Source organism: Chitinophaga sp. YIM B06452 (assembly GCF_039655965.1).
Taxonomy (GTDB): Bacteria; Bacteroidota; Bacteroidia; order Chitinophagales; family Chitinophagaceae; genus Chitinophaga.
Genome location: NZ_JAWLKY010000001.1, coordinates 376269 through 397781 on the forward strand (window position 1 = coordinate 376269; position 21513 = coordinate 397781).

The 21513-nt window shown below is 54.0% G+C and carries 14 protein-coding genes; 5 read left to right on the forward strand and 9 right to left on the reverse strand.

The features are described from left to right. Window positions 1-115: 115 nt before the first annotated feature. The 7 genes from R3I13_RS01390 to R3I13_RS01420 form a co-directional block, all read right to left on the reverse strand. Complete coding sequence (locus R3I13_RS01390; protein ID WP_346316119.1) at window positions 116-1123, reverse strand: FecR domain-containing protein; 1008 nt, start codon at window positions 1121-1123, stop codon at window positions 116-118. 99 nt (window positions 1124-1222) lie between these two features. Next, window positions 1223-1816, reverse strand: a complete 594-nt coding sequence (locus R3I13_RS01395) for a sigma-70 family RNA polymerase sigma factor (RefSeq protein WP_346316120.1) — start codon at window positions 1814-1816, stop codon at window positions 1223-1225. Between the two features lie 130 nt (window positions 1817-1946). Beyond that, window positions 1947-3341 carry a S41 family peptidase gene (locus R3I13_RS01400; protein ID WP_346316121.1) on the reverse strand — a complete coding sequence of 465 codons (1395 nt, stop codon included), beginning with the start codon at window positions 3339-3341 and terminating at the stop codon, window positions 1947-1949. Window positions 3342-3527: 186 nt separating this feature from the next. Next, a complete protein-coding gene (locus R3I13_RS01405; RefSeq protein WP_346316122.1) occupies window positions 3528-5909 on the reverse strand; it encodes an ABC transporter permease in 2382 nt (793 codons plus the stop codon). Window positions 5910-6035: 126 nt separating this feature from the next. Then, a complete protein-coding gene (locus R3I13_RS01410; protein WP_346316123.1) occupies window positions 6036-9230 on the reverse strand; it encodes an error-prone DNA polymerase in 3195 nt (1064 codons plus the stop codon). Between the two features lie 11 nt (window positions 9231-9241). After that, the gene (locus tag R3I13_RS01415; RefSeq protein ID WP_346316124.1) at window positions 9242-10744 is read right to left on the reverse strand and encodes a DNA polymerase Y family protein; all 1503 of its coding nucleotides are present in this window, start codon (window positions 10742-10744) and stop codon (window positions 9242-9244) included. A 125-nt stretch (window positions 10745-10869) separates the two neighbouring features. Continuing rightward, a complete protein-coding gene (locus tag R3I13_RS01420; protein ID WP_346316125.1) occupies window positions 10870-11604 on the reverse strand; it encodes an Error-prone repair protein ImuA in 735 nt (244 codons plus the stop codon). Between the two features lie 206 nt (window positions 11605-11810). Between R3I13_RS01420 and R3I13_RS01425 the strand changes: the two genes are divergently transcribed. From R3I13_RS01425 to R3I13_RS01445, 5 genes are all read left to right on the forward strand, one after another. Continuing rightward, the gene (locus R3I13_RS01425; protein ID WP_346316126.1) at window positions 11811-12431 is read left to right on the forward strand and encodes an RNA polymerase sigma-70 factor; all 621 of its coding nucleotides are present in this window, start codon (window positions 11811-11813) and stop codon (window positions 12429-12431) included. A gap of 165 nt (window positions 12432-12596) precedes the next feature. Further along, window positions 12597-13703: a FecR family protein gene (locus tag R3I13_RS01430; RefSeq protein ID WP_346316127.1), complete on the forward strand. Its 1107-nt coding sequence runs from the start codon at window positions 12597-12599 to the stop codon at window positions 13701-13703. 200 nt (window positions 13704-13903) lie between these two features. Further along, entirely contained in the window at window positions 13904-17362 is a 3459-nt protein-coding gene (locus R3I13_RS01435; protein WP_346316128.1) for a SusC/RagA family TonB-linked outer membrane protein, read from the forward strand. Window positions 17363-17374: 12 nt separating this feature from the next. Continuing rightward, complete coding sequence (locus tag R3I13_RS01440) at window positions 17375-18895, forward strand: RagB/SusD family nutrient uptake outer membrane protein (protein WP_346316129.1); 1521 nt, start codon at window positions 17375-17377, stop codon at window positions 18893-18895. Between the two features lie 21 nt (window positions 18896-18916). Then, a complete protein-coding gene (locus R3I13_RS01445) occupies window positions 18917-20050 on the forward strand; it encodes a TlpA disulfide reductase family protein (RefSeq protein ID WP_346316130.1) in 1134 nt (377 codons plus the stop codon). A gap of 180 nt (window positions 20051-20230) precedes the next feature. On the opposite strand, the gene R3I13_RS01450 is transcribed toward R3I13_RS01445, so the two are convergent. Further along, window positions 20231-20569 carry a hypothetical protein gene (locus R3I13_RS01450; RefSeq protein ID WP_346316131.1) on the reverse strand — a complete coding sequence of 113 codons (339 nt, stop codon included), beginning with the start codon at window positions 20567-20569 and terminating at the stop codon, window positions 20231-20233. A 12-nt stretch (window positions 20570-20581) separates the two neighbouring features. Next, on the reverse strand, window positions 20582-21511 hold the full coding sequence (locus R3I13_RS01455) for a DUF6772 family protein (RefSeq protein WP_346316132.1): 930 nt from the start codon (window positions 21509-21511) through the stop codon (window positions 20582-20584). Between the last annotated feature and the right edge of the window lie 2 nt (window positions 21512-21513).

Sequence of the window (21513 nt, forward strand, 5' to 3'; positions counted from 1 at the left end):
CTTTTGTTCGGGCAAAAGACCTCCCTTTCCTCCCCTCGGAGGAATTTTTTGTACAATTGTTCATTCTTGTTTTTTTACTTTTTGGTTTGTGCTATAATAGAAAGCAGGTATTTCATTAACGTATAGTGACCAATGAATCCTTGATCTGGTAATTAAAACGTGCCATTTTGCTTAGCAGGTGAATGATCTCCTCTTTGCTTTTCCGGTGAAATGTTCCTCTTATATGTTTGCCCAGTACTTCCCGGTTCTCTACTTTAAAATCCAGTCCATAGTTATATCGCAGGCTCCTGAAAACGTCTTCCAGTTTCATGTCCGTGAATACAAGATCGTTGTTGATCCAGCCGTCGATGGAAGCGGCATGCACTTCTGTGAGCGCTACGCCGGCGGAAAGCTTGCTGAATACGGCTTTTTTGCCGGGCAACACCAGCACGTTCTCCATACCTGCACTATTCACCGCTACCCTGCCGGTTTTCACGGCCACGTCTACCTCCGCTTCATCTGCATAATTACGTACGTTGAAGGAAGTGCCCAGCACATCCACCTGGATGTTGCCGGTGGTAACCCTGAAAGGCCGCTGCGGGTCCTGCGCTACATCCAGGAAGGCTTCCCCTTCCACCAACTTTATTTCGCGGTTGTTCTTTGCAAAAGTTTCCGGATACATGACCGTGCTGCCGCCGTTCACATATATGTCCGAGCTGTCGTTCAGATGGATCACGATGCGCTGGCCAGCCGCTGTAGTAACTGTTTTCCAGGCAATGGCCATTGCTGCTTCGTGTTGCTGCTGCCTGCCGGGTCTGCCCAGCTGGAAACCCACCGTTCCGGCTACTAGTATGGCTGCGGCGCCGGCGGCTTTCACCCAGGTCTTGCGCCACCAGGCTTTCATCGGGATCACCTGTGCAGCAGCAGGCCTGATATTAGCCGCAATATTCTTGTAAACATGATCGAGTTTTTGAGCATCCACGGGCATAGCTTCCAGGGCATTCCACTCCTGGTCCGGGAAAACGGCCGCCAGCTCTTCCTGCGTCGCATTTTCCAGGAACTGAATGATCCAGGCTTCTTCTTCCGGTTGCAGCGTTCCTGCATCCAGCCCTTTCAGGTATGTCCGTATTTTTTGAATATCCATAACATCAATACGCAGAACAGGTACCTGATCCCTCCACGAAATGTATTACCAAATTGTTAAGCGTGTTTTTCCCGGGGAAAAGGAAATGAGAAGAACGGGTTACAGATTGACCAGCACTGCATACACGAGGCAGAACTGGATGCGGGATAACAATTTCGACTGAAGTATCCGGGAGGTTTCGCGGATGTATTTTTCCACCGTTTTGATGGCGATGCCTTCCCTCTCGGAGATCTGGAAATAGGTAAGGCCGTATTCCCGGTGCAGCCTGAAACACTGCCGTTTCAGCGGACTGATGCCGCGCATGACCTGCTCGTAATCCTGGTTATACTCCTTTTGGTGCATGTTGCGGATAACGTTGTTGTCAGCCGCATCTGACTGCGGGTTGTCTGCCTGGCGGAGGGAAGCGATGTAAACGGAGCTTTTCTTTTTGGCGGAAGCCAAGGTGCGGAAGTAAGACAGCACGGTGTTTTTCAGTATCCTGAACAGGTAGTTTTCCAACACCTGGTCCTCGTCGATCTGCTCCCTGTTCTGCCAGAGCTTTACATAGGCTTCCTGGGCGATATCGTCCATGTAGGCGTTGTCTTTCTCGAAAAATTTTCTCAGGTAGGCGAGTACACGGGGATATGTACTATCAAAAAAATCCCTGAAAGCCAGCTCATTACCATTCTTTATTTCACTGGAAAGGAAGTTCATATGCTAACCTGCTTTTTCAAGCTGCGGACAAATGTATTTTTAAATTCCTCAAATGCCCGGCTGCTGTCTATTAATTAAAGGTTAATTCGGGTGCATAACATGGCGCGCATACAGGCTATCCGCCTGAGTTTCATTGCGGTATCATTACCGGTGCGGAGCGGGCGGCCTGTTCTGTTGCGGACTCGTATACCGGTTTTACCTGCATCCGCCGGTGGGGCGGCGCTATGCGCAAATCAGTTGGTGTGCCGGTGAAGCCGGGGCCGTAAATGATTTCCAGGGCCTTGGCGGTGAGCACGTCGTTGCCGTCTCCTATCGCACCCAGGGGCAGGGTGCTTGTTTCGGATATCGCATATTGCGGTGCAATGCCTGCAGAATAGCCGCCCTGGCCGTTTTTGTTGAACAGTTTATAGACGATGGGCTGCAAGGTCCAATCCACCTGGCGGGGCGAGCGCAGGTCCGTGATCGCAAAGCCGGCCTCGTCTTTCCCGGCCGTAGCCTCCCCGATCTGCACCAGGTTGAGGAAAGGCTTCAGGTTGTTGACCACCAGCTCCGCAGACGATACGGTGGCCCTGGTGGTGAGCACAAACACCCTGCTGAGCTGCAGCTGGTTGGGCTGCAGATCGCTGTACAGCCGTCCTGCCGCACTGGCGGAGGTATTCAGCACAGCCTGCAGCGTGCGCGTACGGCGGCCTTCGTTGCGGTTGCCTTCGTAAATGGCGTACACTTCGCCCGCATTGAGCTTATGCGTGACGAGCGCCGCCAGCTTGGCACTGCTGGCCACGCTGCCGCCTGCATTATAGCGCAGGTCCAGCACCAGCTCACTGACGCCTGCTTCCCTGAATTTCCTGAAAGCGTCCAGCAGGCTGGCGTCGAAGGATTCGTCGAAGGAAGTATAATAGAGGTAGCCGGTTTTGATGCTGCCTTTGGTAAAAACGCGGGTGTAATACACAGGGTTCTCGCGGGAATAGCCGGGGCTCAATTGTATGTCTGCGCCGGGTTCCCAGGTATTATTATTAAATGCCGCGGCAGTAAGCGTGATCGTTCCCTTTTCATTCAGCTGACGGTTGATCTCATTCAAATCCTGTGCGTCTATCTGCCGGCCGTTCACTTTCATAAAATAACTTCCGCGCTTCAAGCCCGCCCGGTCTGCCGCGCCGTTGATATTTACGAAGGTTACCACGCCAATGTAATTATTATACCCGGGCACCTGGAGCAATGCATAATGGAAGCCGAAAGCAAAATAGGAATTGGTAGCAGAAGGCACATTTGGCCCGCTGATATGGGAAAAACGGTCGGAGGAGGAAAGCAGGCTTTTGAAGAATAGTTCCGGGCTCAGCGAATGATCGGGTTTGGCGGGTATCTGTTCGTTCCAGTAATAGAACCGCCGCATACTGTCCAGCGTCCAGCGGTTGATCTTCCCGAGACTGTCCGTGGGGTATGGGTCGGGCAGTGCGTCGTTTTTGGAGCAGCTGGCGAACAATACGAGTAGTACCGGGAATAAGGTTATAAAAACAAGGGATCTCACTTTACAAAGCGTTTCCGAAAAGTTACAGACTTTCCGGCGCGGAGAAAATTATCGTGAATGAACTTATCATTAATTCAGGACATTCCACTTTCCCGTCTGGTTGACAAATGTCCATCCAATCGGGTTAGCACGCCCCTCCGGGGACGGGAGGAGCCACAGCAGAGGCATCCGGGGCGGGAATGCGTCCTATTCAGTGGCCAGGCTGTCTACCGGGTTCACCAGCGCAGCTTTTACAGACTGAAGGCTGACGGTCAGCAATGCGATCAGCAGGGTGCCCGCTCCCGCCAGGCCGAATATCCACCAGGGCATGGAAGCGCGAAGCGCAAAATCCTGCATCCACTGCTGCTGCGCCCATATAGCTACAGGCACGCCTATCAGCGAAGCAATAAAAACCAGCTTCACATAGTCTTTTGCAAAGAGGTGCACGATCTCCGGAACACTGGCGCCCAGTACTTTCCTGATGCCGATCTCTTTTGTACGACGGGCGATGTTGTGCGCGGTGAGCCCCAGCAGGCCGAGACAGGTGATAAAGATGGAGAAGATGGTGAATACGCCGATGATCTTCCCGAATTGCTGGTCTGCTTTGTATTGCTGGTCGTACAGTTGGTCGAGGAAAAAATAATCAAAGGCCCGGCCGGGATAAGTAGCCCGCCATATTTTCTCCGCGGCTGCGATTACGCCCGAAGCATCTGCGGAATTGAGCTTTACCGAAATGTACTGCGCATTGTCCGGCTTCACATAATGGATCATGGGGATAGGCGGTTCCTTGGAGGAACGCTGGCTGTAATTCTTCACCACACCTATTACAGTACGGTTCACGCCATAGAAGATCGTCTGGCCAACCGCTTTTTCGGGAGAAGCGAACCCCAGCAGGCGGGAAGTTTCTTCGTTGATCAGCACATCAAAACTGTGCTTGCCGTCTGCACTGAAATTCCTGCCGGCGGCCAGCTTTATTCCCATGACCGGCAGAAAATTCGCATCCACTGCATAAGTGTAGAAGTTGTAACCATTCGCTTCAGCACCTAATCTCCGCACGTTATTCGTTGTATTAACATCGCTTACATCCACGCCGGGTAATGCCGCTGTGGCAGATACGCCCTTTACGGCGGAAAGCCTGAGCAACTCGCTGCGCAGCGCTTCATGTTTGCTCACCCGCAGCGAATCGCTGCTGCCGTCGTAAAGCTCTTTGATCACCAGCACCTGGCTGATGTTCATCCCTTTATCCTGTTCCCGCATGTATTGCAGCTGCCGGTAAATAACGACGATAAATGACAGCACCACGATGGCTACGGCAAACTGGCCTACTACCAATGTTTTCCTCAGTGCCCCTCCTTTTGCGCCGCCGCTGCCGGAAGTTCTGCTCATAACCACCACCGGTTTCACGGCGGAAAGCATAATGGCAGGCTGGAGGCCGGACAGCAGGCAGTTCAGGCCGAATATCAATACGCAGGTGATCCAGAACGAAGCGGAACGGAAGATCTGCATGTCTATTGGTTTATTCACCAACTGCAGGTAAACGGGCGTGAGTACATACACCAATGCCAGCGCGAGTATGAATGAAATAAAATTCACGATCAGCGATTCCAGGAAGAACTGGCGAACGAGTCCCAGGCGTGAAGAGCCCAGCACTTTCCGGATGCCGGCTTCTTTGAGCCGTTCGGAAGACCGTGCGGTGGTAAGGTTCACGTAATTTACCGAGCCGATCAGCAGGATGAGGATGGCAATGATCAGCAGGAACCTCACTGTATTGGCGTTTCCCGGCGGCTCCGGCTCATAGGAACGTTTGGAATACAGGTGAATGTCTTTGATCGGGCCGGCGGTCAGTATTTCCTCTCTCAGCCGTTCCTTTGATAGTTTATAGAGCTTTTGGTTCAGAGCAGCCAATGAAGCGCCGGGGACCAATTCCACGTAAGTAAAATTATTATTGCCGTTCCATGTATTTAGCCCGGGATCTGTTGCGGTTACCCGTGAGAAAGGAAGCAGCATATCGAATTTGAGATGTGTATTCTCCGGGATGTCCTTAAATACGCCCGTTACCGTTACAGAGAAATCATGCATCCGCAAAACTTTACCCATAGGATCCTGGTTCCCGAAGATCTTCCCGGCAGTGGTTTCGCTTAGCAAAACCTGGTCGGGGCTGGTAAGCGCCCGGCTTTTATCTCCACGGATAAAATCGATATTGAACATGGAGAAGTATTGCGAATCAGCCGCAAACACCCTTTCGATATTAAATCCCTTGTCTCCTGACTTAATTTCCGAATAGCCGATATGCTCCACCCGGGCATAATTTTTCACTTCCGGCATATCCCGCAGCATCAGCGGACCCAATACAGGATAGGTTTCGCAATCCGTCATTATATACTCGGAACCATTGTAATGGTCCAGCGTTACGCGGTAAATGTTATCCGCATTGGCATGAATATCTTCATAACTATGTTCGAACCGAACGTAATGGATGATCAGCAGGAATACGGTGGTGGCCAGGGCGAGGCCTGAGATGTTGATGATGCTGTACACCCTGTCTTTCCAGATGTTCCTGTAAGCGATTTTTAGGTTGTTCCTGAGCATATGCCGGTATTTGCTGCGGAGGCTGGCGCATGAATCATGCCATGGTTTAATTACCTGGTAATCAGCACCATGAATGAAAATAGTTGTCCATATCCGGACAAAAAACGTTCAAATCCGGCCGGGATGTTACTTAAAGTTCCGCCCCTTGTAAAATACGTCCTTTGCGTCAGTTTCGCTGATGCCTGTTTGTTTTTTTACTTCAGGCGGGACCAGTACAGACTGGTCATCATTCCCGGGAATCGTAAGGCCATTGAGCAGCCTGGTGAGGTTATAACATTTCTGCACGATCACATGCACTACTTCCCCTTCCCGCTGCACTTTGCCTTCCACCATCAGCAGCCGCGACTGGACGATCTCTTTGCGGTATGTAGCAAACAGTTTTTCAAACACCACCAGGTTGGAAAAATTGGTTTCGTCTTCTATGGTGATAAAACAAATACCGCTGGCGGTGGATGGGCGTTGCCGCACCAATACGAGCCCAGCCACTTTCACGGTCGCGCCGTCTTTTGTTTCGTAGATATCCTGGGTGCTGAGCACATGCAGGAGCTTCAGTTTTTCCCGTACAAAACTGACCGGGTGGGCTTTCAGCGACAAAGAGGTGGCGGCATAATCCTGTATCACATGTTCCGCTTCGGTCATAAACGGCAGCGACACCTGTGCTTCGCTGGCGCTTGGTGAAGGTTGCCCGGCAAACATTGCCACGGGCGTATCGTGCAGGGCGGATACTTCCCACAGCGCCTGGCGGCGGTCTAACCCGAGTGAACGGAAAGCGTCCGCATCTGCCAGTTTTTCCAGCACGGTCTGCGACAACCCGGCGTCGCGCAGTGCGGTAATGCTGGTGTACCCGGCTCCGCGCATGGCTGTCAATACTTCCATATCTTCCTGCTTCAGCCCGCTCACCTGCCGGAAACCCAGGCGGATGGCGCGGTATTTCGGGGCGCCGTTTTCCAGCGTATTATCCCACATGGAGCGGTTCACGTCCACGGGCCTCACTTCCACACCGTGTTTGCGTGCGTCTATTACGATCTGTGCGGGCTGGTAAAAGCCCATCGGCATACTGTTCAGCAATGCTGTGGCGAATACATCCGGGTAAAAACATTTAAGCCAGGAGCTGACATATACCAGCAGCGCAAAGCTGGCGGCGTGGCTCTCCGGGAAACCGTAGCTGCCGAATCCTTCCAGCTGGCGGAATATGCGGAGTGCGAAATCTTCCTCGTAACCTTTGGCGACCATTCCATCTACGAGCTTTTTCCGAAAACGCGCCACCTTGCCATGCGATTTGAAAGTGGCCATACTCCGGCGCAATTCATCCGCTTCCGCGGGGGTAAATCCAGCGGCAACGATGGCTATTTTCATAGCCTGTTCCTGGAAGAGCGGCACGCCTTTAGTACGCTCGAGAATATCTTTCAGTTCCTGCGAGGGATATACTTCAGGTTCTTCGCCGTTGCGCCGCCGCAGGTAGGGATGCACCATGTCTCCCTGTATCGGCCCGGGCCGTACGATGGCCACTTCTATCACCAGGTCATAAAAATTTTCAGGCCTCAGCCTTGGCAGCATGGACATCTGCGCCCTGCTTTCGATCTGGAAAACGCCAAGGGTATCCGCGCGGCTGATCATTTCATAAACCTTCTTATCGTCCTGCGGGATATTGGCCAATGTAAAATGCTCACCGTAATGTTCTTCCGCCAGGGTGAACGCTTTGCGGATGCAGGTGAGCATGCCCAGCGCCAGCACATCTATTTTCAGAAAGCCCAGCACGTCAATGTCATCTTTGTTCCATTCAATGCTCGTCCGGTTTTCCATGCGGGCATTCATGATGGGGCAAAGGTCAGTCAGCTTTCCCCGCGTGATCACGAAGCCGCCGGTGTGCTGCCCAAGTTGCCGCGGGAAGCCCATCATTTGTTCCGTCAGCTCAATTACTTTTTTCAGGTGCGGGTCTGCCGGGTCGAGGCCTTCTTCCCTGATCCGGTCTTCATCCACGCCTTCATCAAAATAAGACAATGCGCCGCTCAGCCGGTCTATCATATCCAGCGACAGGCCCATGGCCTTGCCTACATCCCTGACGGCGCCTTTCTGCCGTTGCTGCGTAACGGTAGCCACGATAGCGGCCCGGTCGCGGCCATACTTTTCGTAGATGTACTGGATCACTTCTTCGCGGCGCTCATGTTCAAAATCCACATCAATATCCGGTGGTTCATTTCTTGCGGATGAGATAAAACGTTCGAAGAGCAGGTCGAATTTAGCGGGGTTCACCGCGGTGATGCCGAGACAATAACATACCGTGGAATTGGCCGCGGAGCCCCGTCCCTGGCAAAGGATGCCCTGGCTTCGGGCAAAACGTACGATGTCGTATACCGTCAGGAAATAGGAGGCATAGTTCATTTCTTCCATAAAGGCCAGCTCATAGTTGATGGCGGACGCGATCTTCTCCGGCACCTGTTCCCCGAAATGTTCGCGTGCGCCTTCCCAGGCCAGGTACGTCAGCTCCTCCTGCGGCGTGCGGCCTTCGGTGGTGATCTCTTCGGGATAAATGTATTCCAGGCTGTCCAGCGAAAAACGGCATGCATCCGCGATCTCCGTACTTCGCCTGATGGCGTCAGGGTATTTCAGGAAAAGGCGCCGCATTTCATCGATGGGTTTCAGGAAACGTTCCGCATTGCTGTGCAGCAGGTATCCTGCATTGTAGACCGTACATTTTTCCCGCACGCAGGTGAGCACGTCCTGCAGCTCGCGGCGTTCAGGGATGTGATAATGCACATCGTTAGTGGCTACCAGCGGGATGTCCAGCTTTCCGGCCAGGCGCGAAAGCCGGTAGAGTTTTTTCTGATCATCGCCGTCGTAGGAACGGCTTGCACCCAGGTACAGGTCGCTGCCGATCACTTCGCGGTATTGCTGCAATGCGGTTTTAAAATCTTCATCGAGATCAAACTGCGCATTCAAAGTAGCCGGCGGCACGGCAATAAATTTCATGCCTTTGCAGTGCGCATACACATCCTGCCGGTATAAATGGCATTCGCCTTTTTCAGCGCGCAGGTTGCCAACGGTGAGCAAAGCGGAAAGCCGCCCATATGCCTCGCGGTCAGTAGGATAAGCCAGCAGGCTGGGGCCATCCAGCAGGTCGAGCCGGCAGGCGGGAATGATCCGGATGCCGCTTTCCTTTGCGGCAGCGTGGCCGCGTACGATACCGGCAAAACTGTTGCGGTCCGTAATAGCGATAGCCTCATAACCATATTCCGCGGCCTGGCTCACCAGTTCTTCCGGATGCGAAGCACCCCGGAGAAAACTGAAATTGCTGGTCACCTGTAATTCAACATACTGCATATTTTCTCCTTCTACGCAAAAAATCCGTGTATAAACCACTGCCCGCGCTGGTCTTCGTTATAATGCCCGGAGCGGAACAGCCAATATCGCCTGCCCTGTTCATCTTCCACGGTATAATAATCACGGTGCTCCCCGCCGTCGAGCCACCATTCGCGTTCTATGCGTTCCGGCCCATCAGCTCTCTTTATTTCATGCAGGCGGCCCCTGTACCGGAACAGCATGGGCGGGTAATCCGGTATGGGCGCGGTTACCTCGACCGCTTCGGGCGTTGGCAGCAGGAGGATGGGCCTGGGCCTGTCCAGCCGCCAACCTGCGGCGGGTTTATCTTTCAGGGAAGATGCAGGTGCAACGGACCTTTCGGGCCAGTAATGCTCATCAGGTAAAAAGCGCCGGATAACATCCGCGCCGGCCTTTCCGGCCAGCCTGTCCAGCAATTCCGCCACGGAAGCGTCTTCCAGGCCGGGCCCTGATGCCCAGAGTTTTTCCTGCTGCGGTTCCGCGTCTTCCACCTTCGGCGCTTCCAGCACAAAAAGCTCGATGCCCAGCGCCGGCTCGATAGTGGGTATTTTGAGTTCGAACAGTTTATATAAATGCGCGGGACTGTGAGACGCGCGGCTCGTGCCGATCTCCGCCTGCACCGTTTTGCCGTCTACCCGGCAGCATTTCAGCACAGCGGTTCTCAGGCCTTTGCCTTCCGATTCAAGACGCCTGCATAATGTTTCCAGCAAACGTTCTATCGCAATCCCGATACCGGCCGCCGTACAGATCGGTTCCAGGCAATGCAGCCTTTCCTGGTAAGGCGGGTTGATATAAATGGGCCGGATAAACTCTTCGGCCAGTCCTAACGCCTGGCTCAGCTTCGTCAGCAGGTCTTCTCCGAAACGCCTGCGCAGCACAGCGCGCGGCAAACTGGCAAAACCGGCGATGCGGTGAAACCCAAGCTTCAATAATTTCGACAATACAACAGGATCGGGACGCAATGCGGCGGGATGCAAAGGCAGCAATGCACCGGCCTGCTCCCCGGCCGGGACGGCACAGGATCCCGTACCATACCGTGTTACAGCCCATGCCGCACCAATGGTATCTGCCATGGCGGCGCGCACATCAAACCCGGCAGCATGCAGCTTGGCGATGATCTCTTCCAGGTAAGCCTGCTCCCCGCCCCAGAGATGCGCACAGCCGGTGGCATCCAGCACCAGGCCATCCGGCAGGTCCAGCGCAGCGACAGGTGTAAAGCGGATGCTCCATTCTCCCAGCGCTTTCAGCAACTTTTCTTCCAGGCCGGGCCGGTTGTCGAACACCTGGAGATCAGGCTCCACCGCTTTGGCATCCGCTACCGGCATACCTTCCATGATGCCCTGCGCCTGCGCTGCCTTACTGGCCGCGGTGATCATCATCCGACCATGCGAGGGTTCCGCCAATACAAATGATACATCCCGCAGCGCAGGCTGGCGGCGGATCATCCAATCCGTCACCAAATGACGGAACCATATCGTAACATACCGCTTTGCCATCTTACCCCGCTTTTCTTTTTTCACAAGGCATTACAGCCACAATATCTTCCACCGGCATTACAAACCGCCGGATCATCCAATCCATCACGCATTGACAGTGCCATATCATAACATGCCGCATCATCTTACCCCGCTTTTCTTTCCTCACCCTGTATTGCAGCAGGCACATGATCCGGCAGCATAAGGAATTGCCCGGCTGACCATTCCACGTTCCACATACCAGGGTTCCCGTTTCGGACCTTTAATAATTCCACCTGCCAACGCGGGAACCCTACGCCCGGCATACCTTCCTCCAACCTGCTCGGCAAAGGCGTGATCTTCCAGCGGGCCATACTGGCAATGGGATTCAGTTTCCGCGGATCGGTGCGCAGCAGGAAACACGTTACCCCGCTATGCTCCACCACCAGCTGCACCCTCCTGGACTGCGCAAAGCTGATCTCCCCCAGGTCTGCCACCACAGCGGCCAACCCTTCACATTTCAAACTTTCCTCCATCGCCCAGAGCACATCTTTCCCCCGCACCAGGTCCACAAAAATGAACCGGTCAGGCTCCACCCCAAAAGCCTTCAGCGCCGGCGGGAAAAGCCTCCGCGTAGTGCCGATCCAGATACAGGCCCCGCCCCGCTGCATCAACGCGGCCAGCAAACCGGCAATAAAACCGCCGGACGCAGCTGTTTGCTCAGGCGCATCGGTCAGGAATTCGTGGATAACGCCGGTGGGGAAAATCGCTTCGGGAAATGAACGGAGCACGGGCTCCAAACCAACATTCACAGCAGCATGATCACTTCCTGCCTTGTAACCCTGCAAGGAATAGATCTCCTTTTGCAGGGCAGCAATGATATCTGCTTTGCTGCCGCACATGTCTGTTAGTGGTTAATCTGATTACTCAATTATTTAGCAATAATACTAAATATTTTAGTATTTCAGACAAATAAATTTAAGCAGGAATATCCCATCCCAAATCACTTCATCCCTGTATCAAACTCACACAAACATCTTTTTCCATCCAATTTTTACTACTTTTAAGCAATAACCATCAACCAACCGCGGCAACAGGTTACCAGTACATGGACGAGCTACTGCATCATAATATCAACCAACTGTTCATAAGCATCAGCGAAGGGAACGAAAGCGCCTTTAATACACTTTTCCGGCAATCGGTGCCGGTGCTGTACCCGTTCATCTTCCGACTCGTGAAGCAGGCTGCTGCAGCGGAAGAGGTGATCCAGTCTTCATTTTTACGCATCTGGCTCAGCCGCGACAAGCTCGCCGGCATTACGCACGCCAAAGCCTGGCTCTACAAAGTAGTGGCCAACGAATGCTACACCTACCTCCGCAAGGAAGCCCGCGAGCTGCAACTGCGCAGCGACGCATGGCCGGGAGAAGAAGCGGATAACTCGCTCGCTGCAGAACTTTCCCTGAACGAAACGCAGCGCCTCATTACGCAAGCCGTATCGAAGCTGCCCCCGCAGCGCCGCCGCATTTTCATCATGAGCCGCCAGCAGGGGCTCAGCATCCCGGAGATCGCGGAAAGCCTCGGGCTTTCGTCGAATTCAGTCAAAAACACGCTGGTGCTGGCCCTACGGGATATCCGGGAACACCTGGCCAGGCACGGTCAGTTCATCCCGGTGCTGGTCATCCTTTTTTGCCTGAACAGCCAGGCCGCGCATACCACGATGATGTTGTAAAAAAATATTTTCAGGCCGATAGGTCCTTTTTTGCCCGGGCGCATTCTTAGTTATTGAAAGGGGGCGCCTGGCCCCGCAGACTGGCACTATTCCATTAATGATACTTACGATTTTATGCAGGAAGACAAACTAAGGTTCTTACTTGGTCAGCGTCTCTATGACCGTATGTCTGAGGCCGAAGAGAAAGAGCTGAACAACCTTTTGCAGGATGAACGGAACGAAGAACTTTTTCTTTCCGTTCTGACGGAACTCATGTTAGACGCGTCTGAGCATGAACCTTACAACCCCGCCCGCTGGCAGCCGGTGCAGAACCGCATCCTGCGTGCGGACGCGGGAACGCCTGTAGTGCCTTTGCGGCGCAGCTGGTGGAAATGGACTGCAGCCGCAGTTACAGCGGGCATCCTGGCCGTTGTCGCCTGGCAAATGCTGTTCACCCGTGAAGCCATGCCGCCAGCCGGTGTAGCGATGGAAGGCCGTTACAAAAACGATGTGCCGCCGGGAGGCAACCGCGCGTCGCTCACGCTGGCTAATGGCTCCGTGATCACGCTGGACGATGCGGAGAACGGCATACTGGCCCAACAGGGCAATGCGCAGGTCACCAAACTGCAAAACGGCCAGCTGGCTTATGCTGTCACGGATAAAAAAGCGCCCGTGGCCTGGAACAAATTATCTACGCCGCGTGGCGGGCAATACCGCATCACGTTGCCGGATGGCACGGCCGTATGGCTCAACGCCGCCAGCACATTGCATTTCCCGACAGCGTTCGAAGAAAGTGAAAGGGTAGTGGAACTGAGCGGGGAAGGATATTTTGAAGTGGCGAAAAATGAGCTTCAACCCTTCGTGGTGAAAACAAACGACAGCATGAACATCCGGGTGACGGGCACGCACTTCAACGTGATGGCCTACCCCGGGGAAAGAACGGCGAACGTGACCCTGCTGGAAGGCGCGGTGAAAGTGAACGGTCTCCCGTTATCGCCCGGTGAACAGGCGGTGCAGGCCGGTGGCCGGGTACAGGTAGGGCCGGCGGATACGGAGCAGGCAGTGGCCTGGAAGAACGGGTATTTCAGTTTTAATAATGCGGACATCCATGCCGTGATGAAAGAACTGGAACGCTGGTACGACATCTCCGTCGCCTATGAAGCAAATGTTTCGCATCTCCGCTTCGGCGGCGGCATGCAGCGCAGCCTGCCCCTGAGCAGCGTGTTGCGGATATTGGAGAAGAACCAGGTGAAATTCAGAATAGACGGGAGAAAGATAACAGTCCTGCAATAATATTTCCTAACCAAAAAAACCGAACGCTTATTAGACAAGAGAGAAATTAAACCAACAACCAACCAGCCCGTAAAAAAGCCGGTAATGCGCTAACATTGCCGGCCGGGGCGATACTATTGACGCGAACCAATTTTATCACCAAAGTCAAATCTATGCATTTTTTGAATGCCTTGTACCACCACAAAGTTTTATGGAGGGCTATGAAACTGTCAACCTATCTTTTATTGATCGGCTTCCTGCATGTAAGCGCCGCCGCCCGGTCTCAGCGGGTCAGCTTCACAGGACAGAATGTGCCGCTTACCACCGTTTTTAAAGCCATCCAGCGGCAATCCGGCTATATCGTGTTTTACAACTACGACCTGCTGCAGCAGGCATCGCCGGTTACCCTCCGTGTAAAGAACGTTCCGGTGGACGAACTGATGAAACAGGCGCTGCAGAACCAGGGCCTGGATTTTTCCATCGAAGACAAGACCATTTTCCTCGTGCGGCGCGTAATGCCCGTGCAACCTTTGCCCGTGGCGGAAGACCCGGCAATCAACATATCGGGCCGCGTAACGGATGAAAGCGGGAAACCGCTGGCCGGCGTGTCCGTGATCGTAAAGGGCACCACGAGGGGTACGCAAACCAACGAGCAGGGCGAGTTTACGCTGCCTAACGTGGACAAGCGGGCGGTGCTCGTCTTTTCCTCCATCGGCTTCGACCGGCAGGAACTGAGCGTATCCGGGCGAAGCGTGCTCATGCTGCAGCTGCAGCCCGTATCCAGCCGGCTGGATGCCGTACAGGTGGTGAATACCGGCTACCAGACCATTTCCGCTGAACGGGCCACAGGTTCCTTTTCCTTTATCTCTCCCGCCCGCCTCGAAGCGAAGCTCAAACCCGACCTGAGGGCCGCACTGGAAGGGCAGGCCGCGGGCGTGGTGATCACCAAGGAAGGCAACGTCGAAATACGCGGGGTGTCTACTGTTACCGCTGAAAAGAAGCCGCTGCTCGTGATAGACGGCTACCCCGTGCAGGGCGACCTCGAAACCATTAACGTTGACAACGTAGAGAGCATCACCGTGCTGAAAGACGCCGTGGCTGCCTCCATCTACGGCGCGCGTTCCAGCAACGGCGTGATCGTGATCACTACCAAGAGAGGCCGCTCCGGCGCCATCCGCGTGCAATACCGCGGCTCTACCGGCATCACGCTCAAACCCCAGCTCAGCTATCTCAACAGGGCATCCGCCTCCGATTACATAGATGCGGAAATAGACCTGTACAACCAGGAACCGAACACTTACCTGAACACGTACAATAACTATAACTCATTATCCGAAGTGCATTACCTGCTGGTAGCCAAATCGCAGGGATGGGTAACAGCCAAGGAAGCGGACGACCGCATTGCGGCACTCCGCCAGCAGAACGGCATTGAGCAACTGGAGAAAAATTATTTCCGGACCCAGTTCACCCAGCAGCACAACATTTCCCTGACCGGCGGCGGCGAAAAAAGCTCGCTGAATGCGGCGGTACGCTACATTTCCAACCAGGGCAACAGCACGGGCACCAGCGACAACCGGGTGATCGTGGATTTCAAGAACGAATGGCGGCCCGTGAAGAACCTGGGCGTGAACCTCTTCACCAATGTCAATTACAACACCAGCCGTTCGCCCTTGCGCACATCGACGGAACTGCTGGGATATACTTCCACTTCCCTGCTTCAACCTTACAGCCTGATCGTGGACCCGGTTACCGGCCAGCCCGCGCAGGTGTTTACCAAGAATAAACGGAAGGAAGAGCGCTACGCCGCCATGGCCGGCCTGAAACCAATGTATTACACCCCGCTGGAAGACCTGGCGCTGGAAACTACTAACGCGCAAGGGCTGCTGCTCCGCTTCGGCGGCAACATACAGGCCACCATCTTCGACGGGCTTACCGCGGAATTGGGCGGCAACTGGTCCAGGAACAATACCAACTCCCGCTCCATTTACGATAAGGATTCCTACCGCATGCGCCAGTTTTACAACGACGCCACATCCATTGCCAACCCTTCCAAACATTACATCCCCGATGGCGCCATGGTCAACGAAAGCAGGGGCATCATACAGTCTTACATGCTGAGAGGCCAGCTGGGCTTCAACCGCAACCTGGGCCTCCGCCACTATGTGGCGGCCCTTGCGGGGATGGAGGTCAGCCAGACCAAGACCGACAACAACACCTACCCCACCCGCTTCGGGTACAACGACCAGGCAGGCACTTTCGCGACCTTCAACTATGCGGATTACAATGCCGGCCTGTATAATGCGGATATGCTGGGCACCAGCCGCCCCACCGCCAGCATTGGCAGCTATGCGTTCGACGATAAACGTTTTGTAAGCTGGTATGCCAACGGTTCCTACGAATACGACAACCGGATCGTGCTGAGCGGCAGCGTGCGGCTGGACCAGACCAACTTCTTCGGAACCGATCCGAAATACCGCTACAAGCCTTTATGGAGCGCAGGCGCCACGTATAAGCTTTCACGGGAAAAATTCTTCCAGGTGCCCTGGATCAGCAAGCTCAACATCCGCGGCTCATACGGCATCAACGGGAATATCTCGCTCAACAACGGGCCTTTCCTGATCGTTACCGCGGGCAGCTTCTCCAATCTCACCGGCGACATCAACTATACCATTTCCTCCCCGCCCAACAACACCCTGCGCTGGGAAAAAACGAAAGTGACCAACTTCGGGCTGGATATGGGATTCGCACGCAACCTCGTTCGCGTTACGCTGGATTATTACCATAAAAACAGTGAGGACGTTCTCGCTTCAGACGCCATCGACGCCACCCGTGGCTTCAGTTCTCTCGTAAAGAACGCCGGCAAGATCCTGAACCAGGGGTTCGAAGTGTCTGTGGACGCGGACATCGTGAAACGGCCCGGCTTCAGCTGGAATAGCTATTTCATTTTTGCCTACAACAAGAACAAGGTGAAAGAGTATAACGTCAATTACATTTATCCTTCTTCCCTCACCAATGGCGCTATCCGCAAAGAAGGCGACCCGCTCGACGCATTGTATGCCTATCGCTTTGCAGGCCTAGACAACAACGGCGTGGCGCAGTTCTACGACCAGTCCGGCAAAAAGATGGGCGGCGGAAACGCAGCCGTGGGCGACCTTGTGTATGCCGGCACCCTTCGCCCGCCTTATGTGATGAGCCTCACCAACACCTTCGGCTACAAAGGGTTCGATGTTTCATTTATGCTCATTGCGCGGCTGGGTAATGTGCTGCGGAAAGACGCGTTCACCGGTTCCAACTACATCAACAAAAATGTGGCGAAACGCTGGCGGCAGCCGGGAGACGAGGCCAACACCATCTATCCCAAGCTCACTTCCTGGAACATGGACATGTTCTACTTCCCGTACAGCGACGTGCTCGTAGAAAGCGCCAGCTTCATGAAACTCCGCGACGTAACCGTGACCTATACACTGAACCCGAACCTGCTGAAGAGAGCCGGGGTGAAAGACAGCAAAGTCTATTTCCAGACCCGCAACCTCTTTATGATCACGGCCAACAGCGACAAACGCGACCCTGAAATTTCCGAGCTGAACACTACGGGAGGCACCGGCGCCTTTACCGAGCAAGGCTACACCTCGCTGCCGCTGCGGCCGGAGTTCTATGTAGGCATCATGTTTACCCTCTAAAACTGAAAAAGGATGAGACTATTTCGTATATATATCAGCGTTATAACCGGGATTCTGCTGCTGAGCGCCTGCAACAAGTTCCTGGACGTGAAACCGAAAGGGAAGCTGATACCCTCCGAAGTGGCGGACTTCGACCACCTGCTGGATAATACCAACATTGTGCAGTTCATTTTCGTGGACAACAACCTGGGCAGCATGCCCGGCTATCTTACGGATAACCTGGAGCTTTCAGAAGGTATCGCGAAGATCGCGTATAAGGCAAACAACCACCCGAATATCGACCGGTTCTATGCCTATACTTTCCGCAAGCCTTACAACAACCCGAACGTAGCGGATTATTTCTGGGACTGGGGCACCTACCGTTCCGCCGCTTATTTCAACAACGTGATAGACGGCGTAAGCAAGATACAGGACCTCAGTTCCGGCGATATGCAATATGCGCGGAGAGTGCTGGCGCAGGCGCGTGCAGGCCGGGCCTGGGTGTATTTCCACCATTCCCTGCTCTACGGCCCTATATACAGGCCCGGCGGCAATAACAGCACCCGCACCATACCGTACCTCACCAATTCGGATGTAACCGCGCCCATGGTAGACCTTTCCACGCAGGAAGAAGTATTTGCGCTCGTAGCGCAAGACCTCCATGCCGCGCTGCCCGATGCGCCGGAGAACACAAACTGGCCTTCGCGTCCCAATAAAGCTGCCGTACAGACCATGCTGGCCAATTACCATCTCTTCACGCAGAAGTACGACAGCGCCGCGTATTACGCCAATCTCGCCTGGACCGCTGCGACAGCTTCCGGCGGGCCGGGCAGGGTGCTGTACAATTACAACGACTTCACCTGGACCAATCCCGCAAACGTGATCAGCAGCACCATCAAAGCGCCGGACAATTTCCTGTCTGCCGTGAACAGCCGCGAAATACTCCTGTACCGGTCCACCGACGCAGGCGCAGGCCGTTCCTCCGCCAGTTATCCTTCCGCTGAGTTCACCGCGCTGTTCGACAAGAACACCGACCTGCGGTACAAGTTCTTTTTCCTTACCGCACCCGGTTATAAAACCACGTACAACAGCGTTACCTACGACGACGGCGAGCGCGTGCAATATTACCGCGGCTCCAAATCGCAGATGACGTCAGGGTTCACTTATCCCGAGCTGTTGCTCATCCGCGCCGAAGCATACGCCCGCACCAACAAACTGGCGGAAGCCATTGCAGACCTGAACCTGCTGCGGCAATACCGTTACGTAACCGGTACGCCGCCCCTGGCCGTTGGCACGCAGGAAGAAGTGATCAAAGCAGTACTCGATGAACGCCGGCGCGAACTGCCCATCGGCAGCATCAAACGCATGCTGGACCTGAAGCGCTTTGTGCTGGAACCAGGCAAACCCTGGCATAGGGCGAAGATCACGCACATGGTAGGCGCTGAAAAATTTGAAGCGAATGTAGATTCAGATTTCTTCATCCTCAATATTTCCAACACCATTTTACAATACAACCCGGGATGGAACATCCCGCTCGACACCCGTCCATACTAAAACCAACAAATACACATCCATATGAAAAAGATCATCTCCGCAGCCGCACTGCTGCTGCCCCTGACGCTCCTGGCCCAGGAAGTGCCTTTTGAAATAAAGGGCAAAGTGGCAGACCCGGGCTACCCGGCAAGGGCCTACCTGTACTATAAGAACGGCGCGGATAATATTACCGACTCTGCTGATGTGGAACAGGGCGCTTTCACCTTTAAAGGCAAAGTGGCCAACCCCGTACGCGGCACCCTGCAGGTACGCCCCAGGCCGGAAGAAAGGAGGCCCATCCGCCTGGAATCGCTCAGCTTTTATATCGAAAAAGGCACGGTGAAGATCGCCAGCGAAAAAGGGATCGGCGAAGCAGTAGTGAGCGGAGGCCCGCTGAATGTAGATTTCAACCGCATGGGCGAAGCCACCAAACCCATGAAAGCCAAATACGCAGAACTGAGCAAGGAATATGGCGCGGCGGATGAAGCTACCCGCAAAAGCGAAGCATTCCAGAAAAATTACCGCGACAAATACAAAGCCATCAGCGAAGAAGAGAAAACAGCGCTGCTGGGGTACGTTAAAGCCAATCCCGGTACTGTGATCGCGGTGGATGCGCTGCAGTCCTACGCCGGCTCTATGCCCGAAGATGTGAAACCGATAGAAGACATCTTCAAAACACTCGCTCCCCGCGTGCAGGAAAGCACACATGGAAAAGCATTCGCCAAAGTGATCACCGGCTGGAAGAACACCGCCATCGGCGCACAGGCGCCGGAGTTCACGCAGAACGACACCGAAGGCAAACCTGTGAAGCTCGCCGATTTCAGGGGGAAATATACGCTGATCGATTTCTGGGCTTCCTGGTGCGGGCCCTGCCGCGCGGAAAACCCGCATGTAGTGAAGGCGTATGAAAAATACAAATCAAAAAACTTCGAGATACTCGGCGTTTCGCTGGACCAGCCTACCGGCAAAGCAGCCTGGCTGAAAGCGATTGCAGACGACAAGCTCACCTGGGTGCAGGTAAGCGACCTGAAGTTCTGGGAAAATGAAGTAGCGCGCCTGTACGGCATCCGCGGCATCCCGCAGAATTTCCTGCTGGACCCGCAGGGCCGGATCATCGCTAAAAATCTCCGCGGAGACGCGCTGGAAAAGAAGCTGGCAGAAGTGCTGGTGAATTAAACGGAAAGTAAGATCAATATGAAAAAACCACCGGGTGAAAACCCGGCGGTTTTTTTGTTTCCAGTTTGAAGTCAACTTTAGGTAGCTTCCTGATCTAAATATTCCGGACCCGGCTTTACGCCATGATCCCGGAAGGATATGTGTCCTGACTTTATCTTTCGTATTGTGCTATTCGGACAACTATGATTTCAGATGCAGGTGAACCGAGGCTTTCACTTCAGCTTCCTCCCCGGATATTTCACCGTTTATCCGCAGCCAGTTACCGAAGTGGCTCACCTTGCAGAAATAATGTCCAGGCTGGTCTATCACCGGGAAAGCTGCGCCTTCCCTGATCCAATTGATGCCGTCCGCCGAAATTTCCACGAAAGCGTTTACCCGCACGTTCTTTCCTTTCAGCTCTTCAACGATCAGGAAAAAAATGGCTTCTCCCGCCCATCCCGCTTCCATAGGATGCGAGCTGATCTCTCCTTTAAAATATTTCCTGCGTTCTACCGCAGCAGCATGAAACTGTCTCATCATCTTTTTAAATAATTATTCAGCTGAAATAACCACTGAGTCCACGTAAAAAAACACCCTTCTGTCCGTATCGTTTTCCACCCACATGCTGGGGTTAAACAAACCTTTTATTCTCGCGTAAGGCGCTGTGAGGGTGGGTTTCATCCCTCTCAGGCCGAAGGTTCTGTCGCCGGACTGCAATTCCACGTACTCCCGTTTTTCCGTATCGATCAGCAGGCGCAGGTAGCTCCAGTTGATCTTATCGTCGCTTTCGTTGTAGCAGAGGTCCTGGTAGCCGTCGGGGATCCATTCGAACCCGTCGGTGGAGCCATCCGGGTACCGGTTGCCGTACCACATGGCGTCTATGCCCATTTTGCACCAGTCGTCTTCCACGCCATAGGCCCATTCCACATTACTCACTTCTTTCGCCTTGAATACCTGCCAGCGGCGCACCATTTCACCGTTTACGGCATTCACATAGCGCGCACCGATGAAGTACCTGTGCTCATCGTCCTGGATATCAAAGAAGATACCGAATGCGCGCATGGCCTGCTCACTGAGGCCCTGGCGGTCCTGCTCCGGCGTGTAGGCATACCATAATTCATATTGCCGCAGGCCCCTGGGCAGGTGCGTGGTGAGCCGCTTGATGCCATGCGAAAGACTTCCCGGCGCGGGCGCTTCCGTGTAGGGATTGGCCACGGGGCGCGTGGATAATTTCAGGGAATAGGTGCCGTTCATCGAGCCATGCGTGCCCGCCAGCCTGAAACTGGCGCTGCTCAGCATCAGCGGGCCCCACTGCGTTTTATCGACATGACTGTACCTGAGCGTGTTAAAATCTTTCCCGACATAGTTAGGATGCAGGTCCATCCATCCGTTCAGCCCTTTGTCGAAATCATCGTAACAGATGATCTTCTTTAGCGGCTGGTATTTGTTCAAACCTGCTTCCAGCGCAATCACATGTTCCATAT

Excerpts from the sequence above, each read along its gene's own strand:
- R3I13_RS01390 (WP_346316119.1), bottom strand. The coding sequence starts at position 1,123 with ATGGATATTCAAAAAATACGGACATACCTGAAAGGGCTGGATGCAGGA.
- R3I13_RS01395 (WP_346316120.1), bottom strand. The coding sequence starts at position 1,816 with ATGAACTTCCTTTCCAGTGAAATAAAGAATGGTAATGAGCTGGCTTTC.
- R3I13_RS01405 (WP_346316122.1), bottom strand. The coding sequence starts at position 5,909 with ATGCTCAGGAACAACCTAAAAATCGCTTACAGGAACATCTGGAAAGAC.
- R3I13_RS01410 (WP_346316123.1), bottom strand. The coding sequence starts at position 9,230 with ATGCAGTATGTTGAATTACAGGTGACCAGCAATTTCAGTTTTCTCCGG.
- R3I13_RS01415 (WP_346316124.1), bottom strand. The coding sequence starts at position 10,744 with ATGGCAAAGCGGTATGTTACGATATGGTTCCGTCATTTGGTGACGGAT.
- R3I13_RS01420 (WP_346316125.1), bottom strand. The coding sequence starts at position 11,604 with ATGTGCGGCAGCAAAGCAGATATCATTGCTGCCCTGCAAAAGGAGATC.
- R3I13_RS01425 (WP_346316126.1), top strand. The coding sequence starts at position 11,811 with ATGGACGAGCTACTGCATCATAATATCAACCAACTGTTCATAAGCATC.
- R3I13_RS01430 (WP_346316127.1), top strand. The coding sequence starts at position 12,597 with ATGTCTGAGGCCGAAGAGAAAGAGCTGAACAACCTTTTGCAGGATGAA.
- R3I13_RS01435 (WP_346316128.1), top strand. The coding sequence starts at position 13,904 with ATGAAACTGTCAACCTATCTTTTATTGATCGGCTTCCTGCATGTAAGC.
- R3I13_RS01440 (WP_346316129.1), top strand. The coding sequence starts at position 17,375 with ATGAGACTATTTCGTATATATATCAGCGTTATAACCGGGATTCTGCTG.
- R3I13_RS01445 (WP_346316130.1), top strand. The coding sequence starts at position 18,917 with ATGAAAAAGATCATCTCCGCAGCCGCACTGCTGCTGCCCCTGACGCTC.
- R3I13_RS01450 (WP_346316131.1), bottom strand. The coding sequence starts at position 20,569 with ATGATGAGACAGTTTCATGCTGCTGCGGTAGAACGCAGGAAATATTTT.
- R3I13_RS01455 (WP_346316132.1), bottom strand. The coding sequence starts at position 21,511 with ATGGAACATGTGATTGCGCTGGAAGCAGGTTTGAACAAATACCAGCCG.